This window comes from Skermanella pratensis (assembly GCF_008843145.1).
GTDB classification, from domain to species: Bacteria; Pseudomonadota; Alphaproteobacteria; order Azospirillales; family Azospirillaceae; genus Skermanella; species Skermanella pratensis.
On the sequence record NZ_CP030265.1, the window covers coordinates 3528004 to 3545206 of the forward strand.

The window sequence follows — 17203 nt, forward strand, 5'->3', positions numbered from 1 at the left end:
CTTGGTTGACGGCATGGACGGAAGAACCGCTGCATCGCGGCCAGGGTGAGGGAGCGCTGCTTCACTGGACCTCGATACTCTTTACCTGCCAGACCGAGCGGCCGAAATAAACTTCGTTGTAGAGACCGGGATTGCTGTCGAAGGGGTAGATCACGAAGATCGGTCCCTGATGGCGTACCGGCAGATAGGCGTCGTTCTTCTTCAGGGCGAGAATGACGTCGAACTTCAAGAAGTCGTCGAGCGGAACTTCGGCCGAGTAGTCGTTGAGCGCGGTGATCCGAAGCTTCGAACCCTGAGCCCCGACCGCCTGCAGCACAGCGCGGGCGAGCGGCCCCTCGAAGGCGTTCACTCCTTCCGCCCAAGGGGTCTTCACCTTCGCCACGCGGCCGGGCAAGGCTTCCAGCATCGCCAGATCGAACTGCGCCCCGGCGGCGCCGTTGGTCTGCGTGATCCTGCCGCTTACGGTCAGCACGACCGGCCCGCTCGGCGCCGCCAGGGAACCGGCGGCGGCCTGGCCCGGCTGGAAAACGGACGACCAGACGATCAGCGAGAGAGCGGCCAGGGAAAGAAAGGCACGGTACGTTGCGAACATGGTGACACCTCTGACGCGGTGGAGATCTGATACCTCTTAGGATATTTCCGGACTAGCTGGCGATTTGGCATAAATCCACACCGCATCGAGGCAATCGGTGATACATCGCCTCCTCCCCTGTAGCCGCAAATGTCATCATCCGTCATGACCGGCCGATCGCCGCGGGCACCGGCCCCGGGCGATAAGCGGGGCGGAAGGGGCCTGTTGACGCCCTCGCATGTCATGAAGTGCCAGCAAATGTCATCCGGCGACGTCCAGCGTCATGACCGCCTCGGCTCCCGGCTGCCTCAACGGCATGGGACGACCATCGGGCGGCTTCGACCAAGGTGCGGTCGGTGGTCGCATGGCGGACGGCTCCTTCATGCCGACGCGGCAGGGTATGGGGACCGTCCGCCGGAGCGTCGGCGGGATCGGGCACGGGCCTTTCCGGGGGAAATTCTCAGGAATATTATCTTATCGCCACAGGAAAGGCAATCGCCAGGGCAATCGCTTGAAGGGCTGTCATTGTAGGATTCCCTGGATTGTCGGGATGTGATTCAAAGGAATCTCCTTGAGGAGGAGGTTTCGATGGCGGTTACGGCGGCGGGGACCGGGTTGCTGGCGCACTTCAGTGCGCTGGAGGACCCGCGGCAGAGTGGCAAGGTTTTGTACCCTCTGCCGGAGATCCTTCTGGTCGTGCTATGCGGAACGCTGAGCGGGTGCGACGACTTTGTCGAGATGGCGCTCTGGGGACGCGAGCACCTGAGCTTTCTGCGCAGCTTTGAGCCGTTTGCGCGCGGCATCGCCAGCCACGACACCCTCAACGACGTCGTCCGGGCGCTTGATCCGGCCCTGTTCGAGGATTGTTTCGTCAGCTGGATCAACAGCTTGCGCGGTGCGGCGGGAGCCGAGGAGATCGCCGTGCCGGAGACGATCGCGATCGATGGCAAGACCATGCGGCGCAGCGGCAGCCGGCGGGGTGCCGGACCGCTGCATCTGGTCTCGGCCTGGGCGTGTGGCCAGCGTCTGGTGCTGGCCCAGGAAGCGGTGACCGGCAAGTCCAACGAGATCACCGCGATCCCGCGCCTGCTCGACCAACTGGTGCTCAAGGGCGCCCTGGTGACGATCGACGCCATGGGCTGCCAGCGCGCCATCGCCGAGCAGATCGTTGAAGCCGAGGCCGATTACGTGCTGGCGATCAAAGGCAACCAGAAATCCCTGTATGGCTCGATCCAGCGCGCCATCGCCGAGGGGCGGGCCGAGGACGGCTTCGGCCTCGACATGGTGCGGATCGAAGACGCCGATCACGGGCGGAACGAGGTGCGCCGGCACTTCATCCTGCACGACGTCAGCACACTCAACCGGCGCCACGCCTGGCCGGGATTGGGCGCGGTCGGCATGGTCGAGGCCGAGGTCGAGCGCGACGGCAAGACCACCGTCACCCGGCGCTGCTTCCTGTGCTCCCGACCGATGAGCGCTGCTGAGTTCGCCGCCGTAGTCCGCTCCCATTGGCAAATCGAGAATTCGCTGCATTGGGTGCTCGATGTCGTCTTCCGCGACGACCATGCCCGCGTCCGCAAAGGCTATGGCGCTAGGAACATGGGCCTGATCAAGCGTATTGCCGTCAACCTGCTGAAATCCGCCACAGATAAAAACAGCCTCAAGGTCCGTCGAAAAAAAGCTTCCTGGTCAACCGGTTACCTCCACTCCCTCATAATTGGAACTGCCTGAGCGCCTTCAAGCGATTCCCCTGGGCAATCGCCGTCAGGCGAATGCGGAAAGCCTGCAGGAGGGTTGAAGCCCGGTGTCGGCGTTCGCCTCCCGATCGAAGACCGACCTGTGATTTGGAGGGGTTCATCGGTCGTTGTCGAACGTGGCTGGCACGAAAAACTCCGCCCCCTCGGGAGGGGGCGGAGCGATGGTTCGGGACTTGCTCGGGTGCGCTACTATTCCGCCGGCATGCCCGGCGAGTGCGGGTCGCGGTGCATGGGCACCTTGCTGGGGCCGTCGCGGGTATCGGTCGAGATGCCCTGGGTTTTCAGCCAGCCGGCGTGGTGCTCGCGGGCCCAGTTCAGGTCGACCTCGCCGTTGCCCATGGCGTCGAAGGCGCCTTCCATCCCGATCGTGCCGATGTAGATATGGCCGAAGATGACCGCCATCAGGACTGCCGTGCCCAGCCAGTGGACGATGTGGGAGATCTGCATGCCGCCCACGCCGGTCAGGTAGAACGGGAACATCAGCATGTAGCCGCTGACCGCCATGGCGAGGCCGCCCAGCACGATGGTCCAGAAGATCATCTTCTGGCCGGCGTTGAAGCGGCCGGCTTCCGGGTGCATGCCGTTGTTCAGGAAGCCGCCGCCCTGTTTGATCCAGGTCAGGTCGGCCTTTTCCGGGATGTTGTCCTTGATCCACAGGACCAGCATCATCAGGATGCCGAGGACGAACGGGAAGCTCAGGAAATTGTGGGAGAACTTCCCGTAGGTCGCCAGCACCGTGAAGGCCTCGTGCCCGATCAGCGGGATCAGCAGCGGCCGTCCGAAGGCCAGGATGAGCCCGCTCAACGCCAGGACGATGAAGCTGGATGCGGTCAGCCAATGGGCGAAGCGGTCGATCGGCATGAAGCGGGTGACGGTTCGCCCGGCTCGGCCCGCGACGATGCGAATCTTGCCGCGGAACATGTAGAACGCGGCCAACCCCAGCAGCATCCCGCCCATGGCGACGCCGGAAATGATGCGGCCGTAGTAGTTGCGGAATTCCCGCCAGTCCCGGCCCTGGGGCTGGACCAGGGTCGCCAGCTTGCCGTCAGGGATGCTGACGTAGCCCTGCACCTTGCCCTGGAGCTGCTGGTAAAGCTCCACCTCCTCCTTCGCGGAAGGGGAGTTGGGCGTCACGACCTGGTCGAGCTGGGCATGGGCTGCGGGTGCCGCGACCAGCAGGAGGACGGCGACGGCCAAGCCGGTCAGGAGCCTGAGGATCGTTCCGGGCATCATCGGCATTGCGTGTTCTCCTTCGCCATCAGACACCCCGGTCCGTCTGGCCGTAGGCGGTGGTCCAGCCCCAGGCGCCGGAGCCGTAGCCCCGGCGGACGACGCGCTCCTTGTAGATGTCGGCGATGATGTCGCCGTCGCCGGCCATCAGGGCGCGGGTCGAGCACATCTCGGCGCACAGCGGCAGCTTGCCCTCCGCAAGCCGGTTGGTGCCGTAGCCGTGGTATTCGATCAGCGTCATGTCCTCTTCCGGCCCGCCGGCGCAGAAGGTGCACTTGTCCATCTTGCCCCGGCCGCCGAAATTGGTCGTCTGCGGGAACTGCGGCGCTCCGAAGGGACAGGCATAGAAGCAGTAGCCGCAGCCGATGCACAGCTCCTTGGAGTGCAGCACCACGCCGTCGGCGGTGGTGTAGAAACAGTCCACCGGGCACACCGCCGCGCAGGGCGCGTCCGTGCAGTGCATGCAGGCCATGGAGATCGACTTCTCGCCCGGCTTGCCGTCGTTCAGCGTGACGACGCGGCGGCGGTTGATGCCCCAGGGGACGTCGTGTTCGTTCTTGCAGGCGGTGACGCAGGCGTTGCACTCGATGCAACGGTCGCTGTCGCAGAGGAATTTCATTCTTGCCATGGTCGGTACTCTCGCCCTCCCCCGCTCAAGCCGGCTCGATGCGGCACAGGGTCACTTTGGTTTCCTGCATGAACGTCACCGGGTCGTAGCCGTAGGTCATGACGGCGTTGACCGGGGCTCCCAGCACGATCGGGTCGGTGCCCGGAGGATAGGCCGCGCGCTGGTCCTCGCCTTCCCAGAATCCCGAGAAGTGGAACGGCATGAAGGCGACGCCCTGCCCCACCCGGTCGGTGACGAAGGCCATCACCCGTGCCTTGCTGTCGTATTCCGGGCCGTAGACCCAGACGTCGGACCGGTGGCGGATGCCGAGACGCTCGGCGTCCCTGGTGTTGACCTCGACGAACATGGTCTGCTGAAGCTCGGCCAGCCACGGGTTGGACCGGGTCTCCTCGCCGCCGCCCTCGTACTCGACCAGACGGCCCGAGGTCAGGATGATCGGGAACTCCTTCGACACGTCGCGCGCCTGGATTGTCTTGCCGAGCTGCGTCATGCGGAAATCCCGGCGGTCGTCCATGGCCGGGTACTCGTCCACAAGGTCCCGGCGCGGGGTATAGAGCGGCTCGCGGTGGATCGGCACGGGGTCCGGCAGGTTCCACGCCACCGCCCGCGCCTTGGCGTTGCCGTGCGGCACGCAGCCATGCTTCATGGCGACGCGGATGATGCCCATGGACAGGTCGGTCATCCAGCTGACCTGATCGATGTTGTCGCCGCCGATCGCGTTGATCACCGCCATCTCGTCGGGCGTCAGATCGGCGTCCCAGCCCAGCTTCCTCAGCACGGCCATGGTGAACTCGGGATAGCCGTCGGTGATCTCCGAACCCTTGGAGTAGGAGCCGTCGGCCAGCAGGCTGACGCCGTTCCGCTCGATCCCGAAGCGGGCCCGGAAGGTCGTGCCGCCTTCCATCACGTGCTTGGAGGTGTCGTAGAGCACGGCGGAGCCGGGATGCTTCATCTCCGGCGTTCCCCAGCACGGCCAGGGCAGGCCGTAATACTCGCCCTCCAGCGGTCCCCTGGTCGCCCGCATGCTGATCTTGTCGAAGTCGGCCTGGTGCTCCATGTGCATCTTCAGCCGCTCGGGGGACTGGCCCGTATAGCCGGTCGAAAGAGAGCCGCGGTTGATCTCCCGCAGGATGTCCTCGGCCCTCGGCTTGGTGCCGTCCACGGTGATGTGCTTGAAGAGCTGGTCCGCGAAGCCGAGCTTGCGGGCCAGGAGGTACATGGTCTCGTAGTCGTCCTTGGACTCGAAGATCGGGTCGACGACCGCGTCGGACCATTGGAGCGACCGGTTGGACGCGGCGCGGCAGCCTGCCAGTTCGAACTGGGTGCAGGCCGGCAGGATGTAGGTGCCGTTCTTGCGGTCGCTGACCGACGCGAAGGTGGTCGGATGCGGGTCCACCACCACCAGCAGGTCCAGCGCTTCGAGGCCGCGGCGCATCTCGGGCATGCGGGTGACGGTGTTGCCGCCGTGGCCGAAGGTGATGAAGGCCTTGATGTTGTCGGGCTGCTCCAACTCACCCGGCTTCGCCAGCACGGCGTCGAACCAGCGGGTGGTCGGGATGCCCTTGGTCTCCATCAGCTCCTTGGAGGCGAAACGGCCCTTCAGCCACTCGTAGTCGACGTCCCAGACGCGCGCCCAATGCCGCCAGGCGCCCTCCGCGAGGCCGTAGTACGATGGCAGCGAGGTGACGTCGAGGCCCATGTCGGTGGCGCCCTGGACGTTGGAGTGGCCGCGGTAGATGTTGGCCCCGCCGCCTTCCTTGCCGATGTTGCCGAGGGCCAGCTGGAAGATGCTGAAGGCGCGGACATTGGCGGTGCCGACGGTCTTCTGGGTGGCGCCCATGCACCAGATCAGGGTGGACGGCTTGTTCTTCGCCATCAGCTCCGTGACCTTGCGGAGCTGGTCGCCCGGAACGCCGGTCACCCGCTCGACCTCCTCCGGGTTCCACTTCTTCACCTCGGCCCGGATCTCGTCCATGCCGTAGACGCGCTGGCGGATATATTCCTTGTCCTCCCAGCCGTTCTCGAAGACGTGCCAGAGCATGCCCCAGATCACCGGGATGTCCGTGCCGGGGCGGATGCGGATATAGTCGGTCGCGTGCGCGGCGGTCCGGGTGAAGCGGGGATCGATGACGATGAACGGCGCCCGGTTGTGCTCCTTGGCGCGCAGCATGTGCTGCATCGACACCGGATGCGCCTCGGCCGGGTTGCCGCCGATGATCATCAGCGCCTTGGCGTTATGGATGTCGTTGTAGCTGTTGGTCATGGCGCCGTAGCCCCACGTGTTCGCAACGCCGGCGACCGTCGTGGAGTGGCAGATGCGCGCCTGGTGGTCCACCGTGTTGGTGCCCCACAGGGCCGCGAACTTGCGGTAGAGATAAGCGCCTTCGTTCGAGAACTTGGCGGAGCCCAGCCAGAACACGCTGTCCGGACCCGACTTCTCGCGGATCTCCAGCAGCTTGTCGCCGATCTCGTCGATCGCCTGGTCCCAGGTGATCCGCTGCCACTCGCCGTTGACCAGCTTGACCGGATACTTGTTGCGGCGTTCGCCCTTGGTCAGTTCACGGACCGACGCGCCCTTGGCGCAGTGCGTACCCTGGCTGATCGGGCTGTCCCAGCCCGGCTCCTGGCCGACCCAGACACCGTTCTGCACCTCGGCGATGACCGTGCAGCCGACCGAACAGTGGGTGCAGATGCTCTTGCGCCGGGTGACCTCCACGTCCGGATCGACCGGCCCGGCTTCCGCCTTGCGGACCGTCGCGAGCGGCAGCGCCCCCAGCGCCGCCATGCCGCCGGCGGCGAGACCGGAGTTTCGAAGGAAGGTGCGGCGGTCCAGCGGGCCGCCGGCATTGGCCGCAGCGGCCAGGGTGGATGCGAGCGGCGAGCGTTGGGCGGTTCCCGGGCGTCTCTTGACCAGCATTGACGTCTTTCCTCCTGGATCCGCCTTAGAGGCGGTTCAGCGCGTAGAACTGCTGCACATGGGCGGTTTCCTGGTAACGCGGCTTGACGCGCTCTTCGGGCGCCTCCTCCGCCGCGACGCCTGTCGCGGCCAAGGGTACGGCGGCCGCGGCAGCCGTGCCGGCCAGGCCGATCACCTTCAGGAAATCCCGGCGTTCGACCGGTGAACCGCCGACCCCACCCTTCCGCTCAACCCCGATGTTCTTTTCCGATGACATTGTCCGGTCGTCCTCATTCTTCCGATCCCGCTTCCCGGCGCCGGGAAGGGTCTGGCCCTTATGTGCTGGACAACACGCACGCACGCGAAAAGTCCCGGTCTCGAAAGCACAAGAAACCAACTGGCAGCATGGCTGTTGAGCGCTCGACACAGACTCCATCCGGCCCCGGCCGCCATGGGGCGGACAAGTAGGAAGGATCAACATCTTGCACGCGAAGCCGATCATTCTGGGCGCGGCCCTGCTGGCCATGGCCGCCGTCTCGGCCGGTGCCCAGGGAATCAAGAAGGAGACGTTGACGGAGGACCCGAACGTAACGCGCAGCCTGGAGCCCGGCTCGACCCCCCAGGGGACGCGGTCGCCGGACCCCAATCAGAAGCAGAACGAGAACCCGGCCGAAATCCGGGGGACAGTCGATCGTTTGCGGGAGAACCCTACCGACATCCAGGGCAACGACGTGAAGCGCGAGACCCGCGACAGCGGCCAGCCTCAGGCCGAGGAGACGGCCCAGGACAAGGAGAACCGCGCCGGCGTGCCGGACGCCAACGAGCCTGAGGACCAGCCGAAGTAGGACGGCTTTCCGACGGAAAGCGTTCCGGGACGGCCCCGGTTCCGGTCAGCCGTGCCGGACAGGTTCCTGACGGTCCGTCGAGATTCCTGAGACTCTTCAAAGGACGGACGGGCGGGCGCGGCGGCGGCCCGTCCGATCCGCCGGCCCCGCCTACAGCACCATGTGGCGGGCGCGGGCGCCGCGCTCGATCGCGGCGGCGTTGAGCCGGTCGATCTCCAGGCTGTCGCGCAGCAGTTCCAGCAGGCGCAGCTCCTCCTGGGTCGTGTAGCCGTCGGCCGCGGCGACGTCGCAGGCGACGGCGTACGCGGTCTCCCGCAGCTTCGGCGGCAGACCTTGCGTGATCTCGGCGAGCGCCGCGTCCAATCCGTCGCGCTGGCCGAGCAGTTCGGTGCAGTCCGCGGCGATTTCGGACAAGCGGCCGGTGTCGAAGTCGCGGAAGACCGGCAGATACCGGACCGTCTCGCTGATGGTGTTCAGTTCCGCATCCGTCATGTCCGCATCGGAAGCGGACACCATGACCATGGTGTAGATCAGCGCGGCATGGTGGTCGATCATGATAAGCCTTCTCGCGATTGTCCTGCGCACATGTGCCCGCGCGCGCGATGAACTTCAAGGGTGGCGCATGACCTCATGCATAGCCGTTATTGCCGGGAGAAGGCTGCCTCGACACGGCAGTGCCTTCGCCTTATCTTGATGCATACCGAGTGACGGCGGTTCCGTCCGATGGGGAATGCTCTGATGACGACGGCTTTGCCGAGCGCCGTGCCGGACAGGAAGTCTGCGGAAGATATGCCGCCGGCCCGGCATTCCGCGCAGGTGATGATCGTGGAGGACGAGCCGCTGGTGGCCCTGGAACTCCGGATCCTGGTCGAGGGCATGGGGCATCGGGTATGCGCGGTGGTGGATACCGAGGCCGATGCGGTGCGCCAGGCCGACGCGACGGCGCCCGACCTGGTGATCGCCGATATCCAGCTCCGGCAGGGCAACGGGGTCAATGCCATGGAGCGGATTGCCAAAGACCGCGACGTTCCGGTGATCTTCGTCTCCGGCAATCATGCTTTTTCCCCCAACCCGCAGATCCGGACTGCCCGCTTCATTGCCAAACCCTTCCGCGTCGAGAGCCTCAGGCAAGCAGTCGCCGACCTTTTCAGCGGCGTGGCCTGAAACCGCGCGTCGCTGGCGGCTGATCCGCCAGGGCAGTACGGCGAGCACCATCTATCTCAGCATCTTCGCCCTGCTGGTGATCGTAACGGCCGCCTCGTGGCTGATCTACGACGCCCGGCGCAACCTGGTGCTGGAAGCGCAGCGGACGGCGGGCACCGCGGCCTTCTTCCTGGCCGACCATGCGGCAAGGCTGTTCGAGGCATCCGACTTGGCGCTGCTGGAGGCGACCAACGCCGTCGAGGCGATGGACTGGGACCGGGTCGCCGACGACAAAGGATTGTGGGAACGGCTGCGGGGCCTCAGCGACCGGCTTTCCTACATCGATCATATCTGGCTGAACGACAGCAGCGGCCAGCTGCGCATGAGCACGATAGCCCTGCCGACGCCGCCCAGCACGGCGGGAGACCGCGACTTCTTCCGCGCTCACCAGGAACCCGACAGCGGACTGTTCATCGGCGAGCTGATCATCGGCAGGGTCACCGGGGAACCGACCTTCCTGCTGAGCCGCCGGCTCTCGGCCGAGGACGGGACCCTGCGCGGCGTGGTCTCCCTGACCATCGACCTGACCTATTTCTCGACCCTCTACGGCTCCCTCAACCTGCGGCTCGATCCGGTGATCAGCCTGGTGCGGGCACTTGACGGCTCGATCCTGACCCGCGTCCCGCCGGGCGAGCCGCAGCCCCTGCCCGACCTGCCGATCCCGGCCGGCGCCGGATCGGGATTGAGCGGCCCGTCCCACTTCGTCGACTGGGATACGCCCGTCCATGCCTTCCACAAGGCCGAGCGCCTGCCGCTCCATGTCAGCGTGGCGGTGCCAAACCGGAACATCACCCGGGAATGGGCATCGCAGATCTGGATCTACTGGGTGGTCGCCGGCGTGGCGGGCATGGCCTTGTGGCCGCTGTCGGTCATGGCGGTGCGCCAGGCCCGGGCGGACCGGATCGCCAAGGAAACCCTGGAGCAGCGGGTGGAGGAACGCACGCGCCAGCTCACCGCCGCCAACGCGCAGCTAGAGACGCTGTTCCAGGAGGTCCACCACCGGGTAAAGAACAACCTTCAGGTCATCACGTCGCTGCTCCGGCTCCAGGCGGCGCGGTCCACCGATGCGGAGACCCGGTCGTCCCTCCAGCAGAGCGTGGACCGCGTCCACGCCATGAGCCTGGTCCACCACCTGCTCTACAGTTCGAAGGAACTGACCGACGTCGATTTCGCGACATATCTCGGCGAACTGGCGGCGAACCTGCAGAGCGCCTACGGGACCGAGAACCAGGTCCGCCTGGACATCGACGTGGGAGATGCCTGGTTCCCGCTGAACCGGGCGATCCCGCTGTGCCTGATCGTCAACGAAGTGATGTCCAACGCGTTCAAGCACGCCTTTCCGCAGGGCCGGAACGGGACCCTGCGCATCCGGCTGCGCGGGACGGGTGCCGCCTTCGAACTGCTGATCGAGGACGACGGCGCCGGTTTGCCGGAAGGCTTCGACCCGGCGCGCGGCAAGGGCCTGGGAATGCAGATCATCCACTCGCTGGCGGTCCAGCTGGAGGGATCCGTGACGTTCGGACCGTCCGAGGGCGGCGGCTCAGCCTTCCGGCTCGCCTTCTGAGGGCGACGGGGCGAGGAATTCCCGCGTCGCCCGGACGGCCTCGGCGAGGCCGACCCGGCGCAGTTCGACGCCGTCCGGGAAGGCACCGGCCAGTCTTGACGGCATCATCGGGTCGAGCAGGACGAACACGCCGGTATCGTCGGCCCGGCGGACCAGCCGGCCGAACGCCTGCTTCAGCCGCAGGCGGGTGATCATGTCGTCGTACCGCTTGGCGCCGAACGCCTCCCGGCGGGCCCGGTGCAGGATGTCGGGACGCGGCCAGGGCACGCGGTCGAACACGATCAGGCGGAGCGAGCGGCCGGGAACGTCAACGCCGTCGCGCACAGCGTCGGTGCCCAGCAGGCAGGCTTGTTCCTCGCCCCGGAAGATGTCGATCAGGGTCGAGACGTCGAGCCCGTCCACATGCTGGCCGTAGAGCGGCAGGCCGGCCAGTTCCAGCGGTTCGGCGATGCGCTGGTAGACCGCCCGCAGCCGGCTGATCGCGGTGAACAAGCCGAGCGCCCCGCCGCCGGCCGCGAGGAACAGCTCGCGGTAGGCGGCGGCCACCTGGACAAGGTCGTCCTTGCGGACGTCGTTGACCACCATGACCCGGGTGCGCGCCGGATAGTCGAAGGGCGACGGCACGCTGGCCCGCAGCGCCGGCCAGGCCATGTGGATCGCGCCGGTGCGGACGGACGCCGCCAGCCAGTCCTGCTCCACGTCTCCCGTGCCGTCGGTCAGGGTGGCCGAGGTCACCACCATGCCGTGGGCTTGGGCACCGACGGTCGCGACGAACGGAATGGTGGGGTCGACATAGTGCCGGTACATGCCGACATCCAGGTCGCGGCCGTCCTGCCGCTCGATCCCGAACCAGTCGACGAACCCGGGCGGGGTCGGCTTGCCGATGCTTCCGAGCATGTCGCGCCAGCCCTTCAGCGTGACGCTGCCGCGCCGCTGGAGACTGCGGCAGACGGCCTCGATCCGCCGGCGGGTGTCGCTGTCCAGTTCGGCCGCATCGGTGTCGAGTCGGGCCGCCAGGCGCTTGGACAGTTCCTCCAGCGGTTCCTGCAGGCGGCCGAGGGCCTTCTCCAGCTCGACGGCGGCGGCTTCCAGGCCGTCCACCGGGTCGGCGGTCTCCGTCTCCAGGCTGTAGAAGCTGTCGCGGCCGTGGGCCCGGGCATGGACCTGGCGGCGGACCATCAGCAGGAACGCCTCGGCCGCCCCCGTACCCATCTGGTCCGTCAGTCGGTTGGACCAGCCCTCCCCGGGAAGCGCCCGGGCCGCCATCACCACGTCGTCGACCAGGGCGGCGCTGTCCTCGTCGGCGGCGACCAGATCCTCGACCCGCCGCTTCAGGCCGCGCGCCCGGCTGCTGCGCCCGCCCTCGGCGCCAAGCAGCCAGCGGCGAAGCTCGGCCGTCTCCTGAGCGGTCAGGTGGCCGGCGAAGGCGCTGTCGGCGGCGTCGAAGACATGGTGCCCCTCGTCGAAGACGTATCGGGTCGGGGCCGTGGTTTCTTCCCCGCCGAGTGCGGCCTGGATCATCACCAGCGCGTGGTTGGCGATCACGATGTCGGCCTTGCGGGCGCGGCGGATCGTGTTCTCGATGAAGCATTTGCGGTAGTGCTGGCAGGCCGAGTAGATGCATTCCCCGCGCCGGTCGGCGAGCGTGACGGTGCGCGCCCGGCCGACCAGGCCGGGCAGCCAGCCGGGGAAGTCGCCGCCCTGCATGTCGCCGTCGCGGGTGGCGGCGGCCCAGCGGACCATCAGGCCCAGGGCGGTCGCATAGGCCGGCATCGACGGCAGGGTGGCGACCGCCTCCTCCAGGTTGAGCAGGCAGAGGTAGTTCTCCCGGCCCTTGCGGAGCACGACCTTGCGCGCCTTCACTTCCGGGTCCGCGTGCAGCCGGTCCAGCTCTCCGTCGATCTGGTGCTGCAGGTTGCGGGTGTAGGTCGAGATCCAGACGGAGCCGCGGTTGATCTCCGCCCAGAGGCTGGCGGGCGCCAGGTAGCCCAGGGTCTTGCCGACGCCGGTCCCCGCCTCCGCCAGCACCAGGTTCGGTGTTCCGGGATAGTTGCGCGGCGTGAAGGCGGTGCTGACCGCGCTGGCATAGTCGGACTGCTGCGGCCGCGGCTCGGCCGCCTTGCCTCGGATGCCGGCCTGGAGCAGGTCGGCGAGGCGGCGGCGCGCGTCATTGGCGTGGACGGCGACCTGGCCGGGCGGCGGTTCGGGAGCGCCCTCCTCCCATTCCGGCAGGCGCTTCCAGACCTGGAACGCGCCGAGCGCGCGGCGGCCCGGCGGGCCGTTGGGGGCGCCCAGCGCGGACAGCACGAAGGGCGCCCAGCCCCAGGCATAGCCTTGGGCGCCCGCCCCCATGTACCAGGCGATGGCGACCGGATCGGACTTCTCCTCCCTCTCGGGATCGGTCAGGTCGGTCAGGAGCTGGCGGGTGGCGCGGATCAGGGTCAGCGCGTCGTCCTCCGCGCCGTCGGGCTTCGGCAGGCCGAGCGCCTCCGCCAGGCCGCGCGGGGTCGGCACGACGAAGCGGGCGGGGTGGACGAAGGCGAACAATTCCAGCAGGTCGAGTGCCGCGAAGCGGTCCGCGTTCACCCGGCGCCCCAGCGCCCGGGCGTGGCAGACCAGCAGCGTCTCGCGCTGTAGCCTGCGCCGGGCCTCGTCGAGATCGATGGTGTCGATCTCGCCGTCGGCGGTCAGCCAGACGGCCCGCCGCGCCCCGGCGACCAGCGCGGGCACGTCGGGCAACAGCAGGCGCCGCGACGGCGCGGGGGATTGAACGATGTCCATCACGGCCGCAGTATAGAAGCCCGGACGCCGCGGCGCGAGGGGAACAGGCCGAGGTTGCCTCCCCCTTCAGGGTGGTTATGATGGCCACCCCGTCCCCAGGCCGCAGGTCCCATGTCCGTCCTCCAGCGAGTCTCCACCGCCCGGCCCCGGCGGCGCCTCCTTCCGGCCATTCTGGCGATCGGGCTGGGCGCCGCCGCGGTCACGGTCGGCTGGGTCGTGCTGTACAGGGTAGTGCCGCCGCCCGGCACGCCGCTGATGCTGATCCGGGCGGTCGAGGGGGCCGGGATCGAGAAGGACTGGGTCGGCCTGGAGAGTCTGTCGGGCACCCTGCCCCGGGCGGTGATCGCGTCGGAGGACAGTCTGTTCTGCAGCCATGCCGGCTTCGACTGGGAGTCGCTGCGCCAGGCCTGGCAGGGGAACATGGCCGGCCGGTCGCTGAGGGGCGGCAGCACGATCACGATGCAGACCGCCAAGAACGCCTATCTGTGGCAGGACCGCAGATATCTTCGGAAGGGGCTGGAGGCCTGGTTCACGCTGTGGATCGAGCTGGTCTGGCCGAAGGCCCGGATCATGGAGGTCTACCTGAACATCATCGAGTGGGGCGACGGCATCTACGGCGCCGAGGCGGCCGCGCGCGCCTATTTCAACAAGCCGGCATCCGGCCTGACCCGGCGGGAGGCGGCCCTGATGGCGGCGGTGCTGCCCAACCCGCTGCGCTGGTCGCCCGCCAAGCCGACCCGCTACATCGCGGGCCGTGCCAACGTGATCCAGCAGCGCATGGCGATCGTGGAGCGCGACGGGCTGGCGGCCTGCGTCGACTGACCGGGGCCATCGCGGAAACCCTCGCGCGTTCTTTCTGTCGAGGTGCCCGATCCATCAACGAGAGGACCGGACCATGTCGGAAACGACGACCGACCACGACAAGATCCGCAATTGGGCCGAGCTGCACGGCGGCACGCCGGCGGTCGTGAAATCGACCCATGGCCGGGGCGGCGTCGGGATCATCCGGATCGAGTTCCCCGATGCGCCCAACTCGAAGAACGACAGCCTGGAGGAGATCTCCTGGGAGGAGGAGTTCTTCAAGCGGTTCGACGATCACAAGTTCGCCATGGCGTTCGAGCCGAAGAGCAACTTCAACAAGATCATCAGCCGGGATTCGGCGAAGTAGCGGGACAGGCCGTCCGGGGCCGGGCAGCAGTCTCCTCGGGATAACGTACCATCGGACACTTTGAGGGTAGCGGGCATTCGACACAAAATCGGGCCCCTGTCACCGCTGGGTGGACCCTATGGAGCGCTTGGCTTCCGAGGACCTCGTTCGAACCGTGGTCGGCGCCTTTGCCCAAGCGAGGAGCGTGCGGCCGCATCCCGAAGCCGGATACCGGGCCGCCATAGCGATCCTGCTGAAATACAATCCAAAATTGACGCTGGAGGAAGCCGCCGACCGCCTGATCGCGATGCTGTGCTACGCGGCATCCGAACGGCCCGAATGGCTCCAGGTCGAGCAACCTGTGGCCGGCGCCTTCCTGGAGCGGTGCCGCCGCTGAGGGCCGGGCGGCCGCCGGTGGCATGGCTGCGATTCCGGAGCAGGCCGGCCGACACCTTGGGCCGGTTGGCGCTCTAGCCCTCCGAACCGGCCCGACGCGACATGCTGAAATAGACGGCACGATCCGGCTGGGTCGTGATCACGGCCGTCGGCATGACCGGTGGATGTGGCTTCGGCAGATCCAGCGAAAAGGTCGAGACCATGGCGGCCACGACAAGGACTGCCTCGGCCAGGGCGAACTGGGCACCGATGCAGACACGGGGTCCTGCGCCGAAGGGCAGATATGCGAACCGGCCGGGGGGAGCCGCATCGGGCAGGAAACGCCCGGGATCGAAAGCGTCCGGGTCCCGCCACAACTTTCGATGACGGTGCAGCACCCAGGGCGAGACCATCACAAGATCGCCGGGGCGCACCGGCACACCGCCGACGATGCCCTCGCCGATCGCCTCCCGCACGATGACGAACGCCGGGGGATAGAGACGGAGCGCCTCCTGAACCACGGCCCGGGTCATGACGAGGCCGGGCAGCGCCAGGGCGGCCCCCTCGGCAGAAAGGTCGAGGCCCGCCGCCTCGCGCGCCACGCTCTCCTGGACGTCCGGCGCCAGCGCCAGCAGGTACAGCGACCAGAAGATCGCGAGCGCCGTCGTCTCATGGCCGGCGACGATCATCGTGGCGACCTGGTCGCGCAGTTCGCCGGCCGGGATCTCCGCGCCCGTCCCGGGATCGCGGGCGGCGCGCATGAGATCGAACAGGTCGCGCGGCTTGTCGGCGACATCGGCGGGAGCCTTGAGGCGCTCCGCCATGATGGTCTCGACCAGCCCCATCCACTCGGTCCGGAAACGTCTCCGGGCCAGGTCATGCAGGTTGGGCACCGCCGCCGGCAGCAGGAAATCGAGCAGGTAGGGGCGGCCCAGCCGCTCCGCATAACGGGCGATGAGCCGGCGCATCGCCGCACCATGACCCGACATCTCCACCGAAAACATCGACCGGCCCGCGATGTCGAGCGCCAGGTGCTGGCTGAAGGAAACCAGTTCGACAGGGCCCTTCATGGCCCGGGCGCCGATCCCGGCCAGCGCGTCCCGGGTCGCTTCGGCGATGTGTCCGACCAGAACCGGGATCGCCCGCGGGGTGAACGCCGGCGCCAGGGTCTGCCGTTGATGCCGCCATCGCTCGCCCTCGCTGAGGAGCAGACCGTCTCCCGCGAGCGGACGGATAACGCGGATCGAAGCCGGCGTCCGGCGGTAGTTCCCATGGTTGTCGACCAGCACATGGCGGATGCCGTCCGGGCTGCTGACGAGAACCCGACCCCGCCAGAGGAAGGACGACGCCATGACATCCAGCTCGTAGGCCTGCCGGGACCAGGCGGTCAGCGCGTTCGTGCGGAAGGCCTTGAGTTGCCTGTACCAGGGCAGCGGCGCTGGCGCCGGTTCCAGTCGGGGAGGAATCACAAGGGCCGGACCTTGGCCGGCCGGGGTGGGGCAATGGGGCTCGGGTAGGGTCGACGCTGTCATCCGTCACGCCCGCGTTCTGGTGCCGGGAACCCACTATAGCCCATTCCTGGCGGCCCTGGCGCTCTCTTCGGAGAAGGGTCCGGACGATACCGGCAGCGGCGGAAAAATCACTCCGACCCCGTTGCGGGAGCCGTTGCGGGAGCCGGTGTCACTCGGATGCCGAGGCGGGGATTCGGCAGCTGAACTCGCGACCGTGCAGGGTGCGGTACAGGGTCCGCAGCTTCTGCCGGTCGGCGTCGCGCAGGCAGCCGCGCATCAGGTCGTCGTGGAGTTGCACCGCCTGGGTGCGGTTCAGGCCGTGCCCCTTGGACAGCAGGACGGCGAGGAGAAGGGAGGCGTCGGCGTCGGTCCGGGCCTGGCGCTGGTCCGCGGCGGCCATGGCGCGCCGCAGGTCGCCGATGGCGTCCTCCTTGCCGTTGATCCTGCCGGAAGGATCGGCGTTGCGGGTCTGGAGCGGAGAAGGCCGGCCGCTGATGCCGAGGCGCTCGGCGGCGACCAATGCCGTTTCATGCGTCGGCGCGCCGCCGGTCCGGTTCCGGCGGCGGGACAGCAGGTTGGACAGGTGGTCAAACAGGCCAGCCATCCAAACTCGTCACCCTCCACCGGCCGCGGTTCGCGCACCCGAAGGAGTGCGTCGGAGGTAGTTACGCCATCTTCATTTATTTATAGTTAAG

Annotated in this window: 16 protein-coding genes; 7 read left to right on the plus strand and 9 right to left on the minus strand. The window is 67.6% G+C overall.

What is annotated here, in order from left to right; all coding sequences use genetic code 11:
- Nucleotides 1-61 precede the first annotated feature (61 nt).
- Nucleotides 62-592 (minus strand): putative pterin-binding protein, encoded by a 531-nt coding sequence (locus tag DPR14_RS16060; RefSeq protein ID WP_158046050.1) that lies wholly within the window; start codon nt 590-592, stop codon nt 62-64.
- Between the two features lie 567 nt (nt 593-1159).
- On the opposite strand from DPR14_RS16060, the gene DPR14_RS16065 reads away from it, so the two are divergent.
- Nucleotides 1160-2302: an ISAs1 family transposase gene (locus DPR14_RS16065; protein WP_158046051.1), complete on the plus strand. Its 1143-nt coding sequence runs from the start codon at nt 1160-1162 to the stop codon at nt 2300-2302.
- A gap of 215 nt (nt 2303-2517) precedes the next feature.
- Here DPR14_RS16065 and DPR14_RS16070 read toward each other — a convergent pair whose 3' ends face one another.
- From DPR14_RS16070 to DPR14_RS16085, 4 genes are read right to left on the minus strand one after another with little or no spacing between them, the layout of a single operon-like run.
- Nucleotides 2518-3567 carry a formate dehydrogenase subunit gamma gene (locus DPR14_RS16070; protein ID WP_246148220.1) on the minus strand — a complete coding sequence of 350 codons (1050 nt, stop codon included), beginning with the start codon at nt 3565-3567 and terminating at the stop codon, nt 2518-2520.
- Between the two features lie 19 nt (nt 3568-3586).
- A complete protein-coding gene (fdh3B, locus tag DPR14_RS16075) occupies nt 3587-4186 on the minus strand; it encodes a formate dehydrogenase FDH3 subunit beta (protein WP_158046052.1) in 600 nt (199 codons plus the stop codon).
- A 25-nt stretch (nt 4187-4211) separates the two neighbouring features.
- Nucleotides 4212-7103, minus strand: coding sequence for a molybdopterin-dependent oxidoreductase (locus tag DPR14_RS16080; protein ID WP_158046053.1), 2892 nt, complete (start codon nt 7101-7103; stop codon nt 4212-4214).
- Nucleotides 7104-7128: 25 nt separating this feature from the next.
- Nucleotides 7129-7359: a twin-arginine translocation signal domain-containing protein gene (locus DPR14_RS16085; RefSeq protein WP_158046054.1), complete on the minus strand. Its 231-nt coding sequence runs from the start codon at nt 7357-7359 to the stop codon at nt 7129-7131.
- Between the two features lie 205 nt (nt 7360-7564).
- Here DPR14_RS16085 and DPR14_RS16090 point away from each other — a divergent pair, with 205 nt between their 5' ends.
- Entirely contained in the window at nt 7565-7927 is a 363-nt protein-coding gene (locus DPR14_RS16090) for a hypothetical protein (RefSeq protein ID WP_158046055.1), read from the plus strand.
- Nucleotides 7928-8077: 150 nt separating this feature from the next.
- Here the strand turns inward: DPR14_RS16090 and DPR14_RS16095 are convergent, their stop codons facing one another.
- On the minus strand, nt 8078-8482 hold the full coding sequence (locus DPR14_RS16095) for a tellurite resistance TerB family protein (protein WP_158046056.1): 405 nt from the start codon (nt 8480-8482) through the stop codon (nt 8078-8080).
- Nucleotides 8483-8677: 195 nt separating this feature from the next.
- On the opposite strand from DPR14_RS16095, the gene DPR14_RS16100 reads away from it, so the two are divergent.
- Complete coding sequence (locus DPR14_RS16100) at nt 8678-9091, plus strand: response regulator (protein ID WP_192498974.1); 414 nt, start codon at nt 8678-8680, stop codon at nt 9089-9091.
- A complete protein-coding gene (locus DPR14_RS16105) occupies nt 9024-10694 on the plus strand; it encodes a sensor histidine kinase (RefSeq protein WP_192498975.1) in 1671 nt (556 codons plus the stop codon). The genes DPR14_RS16100 and DPR14_RS16105 overlap by 68 nt, the downstream gene beginning before the upstream one ends.
- Here the strand turns inward: DPR14_RS16105 and DPR14_RS16110 are convergent.
- A complete protein-coding gene (locus DPR14_RS16110; RefSeq protein ID WP_158046059.1) occupies nt 10671-13475 on the minus strand; it encodes an ATP-dependent DNA helicase in 2805 nt (934 codons plus the stop codon). The two genes, DPR14_RS16105 and DPR14_RS16110, sit on opposite strands and share 24 nt — an antisense overlap.
- Before the next feature lie 111 nt (nt 13476-13586).
- Between DPR14_RS16110 and mtgA the strand changes: the two genes are divergently transcribed.
- The 3 genes from mtgA to DPR14_RS16125 all read left to right on the plus strand — a co-directional run bounded on the left by mtgA (nt 13587) and on the right by DPR14_RS16125 (nt 15019).
- Nucleotides 13587-14297, plus strand: coding sequence for a monofunctional biosynthetic peptidoglycan transglycosylase (gene mtgA, locus DPR14_RS16115; RefSeq protein WP_158046060.1), 711 nt, complete (start codon nt 13587-13589; stop codon nt 14295-14297).
- Between the two features lie 73 nt (nt 14298-14370).
- Nucleotides 14371-14643, plus strand: coding sequence for a hypothetical protein (locus DPR14_RS16120; protein WP_158046061.1), 273 nt, complete (start codon nt 14371-14373; stop codon nt 14641-14643).
- A 118-nt stretch (nt 14644-14761) separates the two neighbouring features.
- Nucleotides 14762-15019, plus strand: coding sequence for a hypothetical protein (locus tag DPR14_RS16125; RefSeq protein ID WP_158046062.1), 258 nt, complete (start codon nt 14762-14764; stop codon nt 15017-15019).
- Between the two features lie 73 nt (nt 15020-15092).
- Here the strand turns inward: DPR14_RS16125 and DPR14_RS16130 are convergent, their stop codons facing one another.
- Together DPR14_RS16130 and DPR14_RS16135 are read right to left on the minus strand one after the other, a co-directional pair.
- A complete protein-coding gene (locus DPR14_RS16130; RefSeq protein WP_211103788.1) occupies nt 15093-16466 on the minus strand; it encodes a cytochrome P450 in 1374 nt (457 codons plus the stop codon).
- A 211-nt stretch (nt 16467-16677) separates the two neighbouring features.
- The gene (locus DPR14_RS16135) at nt 16678-17112 is read right to left on the minus strand and encodes a hypothetical protein (protein ID WP_158046064.1); all 435 of its coding nucleotides are present in this window, start codon (nt 17110-17112) and stop codon (nt 16678-16680) included.
- Between the last annotated feature and the right edge of the window lie 91 nt (nt 17113-17203).

Coding starts and splice junctions, on each gene's coding strand:
- mtgA (WP_158046060.1), top strand. CDS start 13,587: ATGTCCGTCCTCCAGCGAGTCTCCACCGCCCGGCCCCGGCGGCGCCTC.
- fdh3B (WP_158046052.1), bottom strand. CDS start 4,186: ATGGCAAGAATGAAATTCCTCTGCGACAGCGACCGTTGCATCGAGTGC.
- DPR14_RS16110 (WP_158046059.1), bottom strand. CDS start 13,475: ATGGACATCGTTCAATCCCCCGCGCCGTCGCGGCGCCTGCTGTTGCCC.
- DPR14_RS16065 (WP_158046051.1), top strand. CDS start 1,160: ATGGCGGTTACGGCGGCGGGGACCGGGTTGCTGGCGCACTTCAGTGCG.
- DPR14_RS16085 (WP_158046054.1), bottom strand. CDS start 7,359: ATGTCATCGGAAAAGAACATCGGGGTTGAGCGGAAGGGTGGGGTCGGC.
- DPR14_RS16060 (WP_158046050.1), bottom strand. CDS start 592: ATGTTCGCAACGTACCGTGCCTTTCTTTCCCTGGCCGCTCTCTCGCTG.
- DPR14_RS16095 (WP_158046056.1), bottom strand. CDS start 8,482: ATGATCGACCACCATGCCGCGCTGATCTACACCATGGTCATGGTGTCC.
- DPR14_RS16135 (WP_158046064.1), bottom strand. CDS start 17,112: ATGGCTGGCCTGTTTGACCACCTGTCCAACCTGCTGTCCCGCCGCCGG.
- DPR14_RS16125 (WP_158046062.1), top strand. CDS start 14,762: ATGGAGCGCTTGGCTTCCGAGGACCTCGTTCGAACCGTGGTCGGCGCC.
- DPR14_RS16120 (WP_158046061.1), top strand. CDS start 14,371: ATGTCGGAAACGACGACCGACCACGACAAGATCCGCAATTGGGCCGAG.
- DPR14_RS16080 (WP_158046053.1), bottom strand. CDS start 7,103: ATGCTGGTCAAGAGACGCCCGGGAACCGCCCAACGCTCGCCGCTCGCA.
- DPR14_RS16070 (WP_246148220.1), bottom strand. CDS start 3,567: ATGCCGATGATGCCCGGAACGATCCTCAGGCTCCTGACCGGCTTGGCC.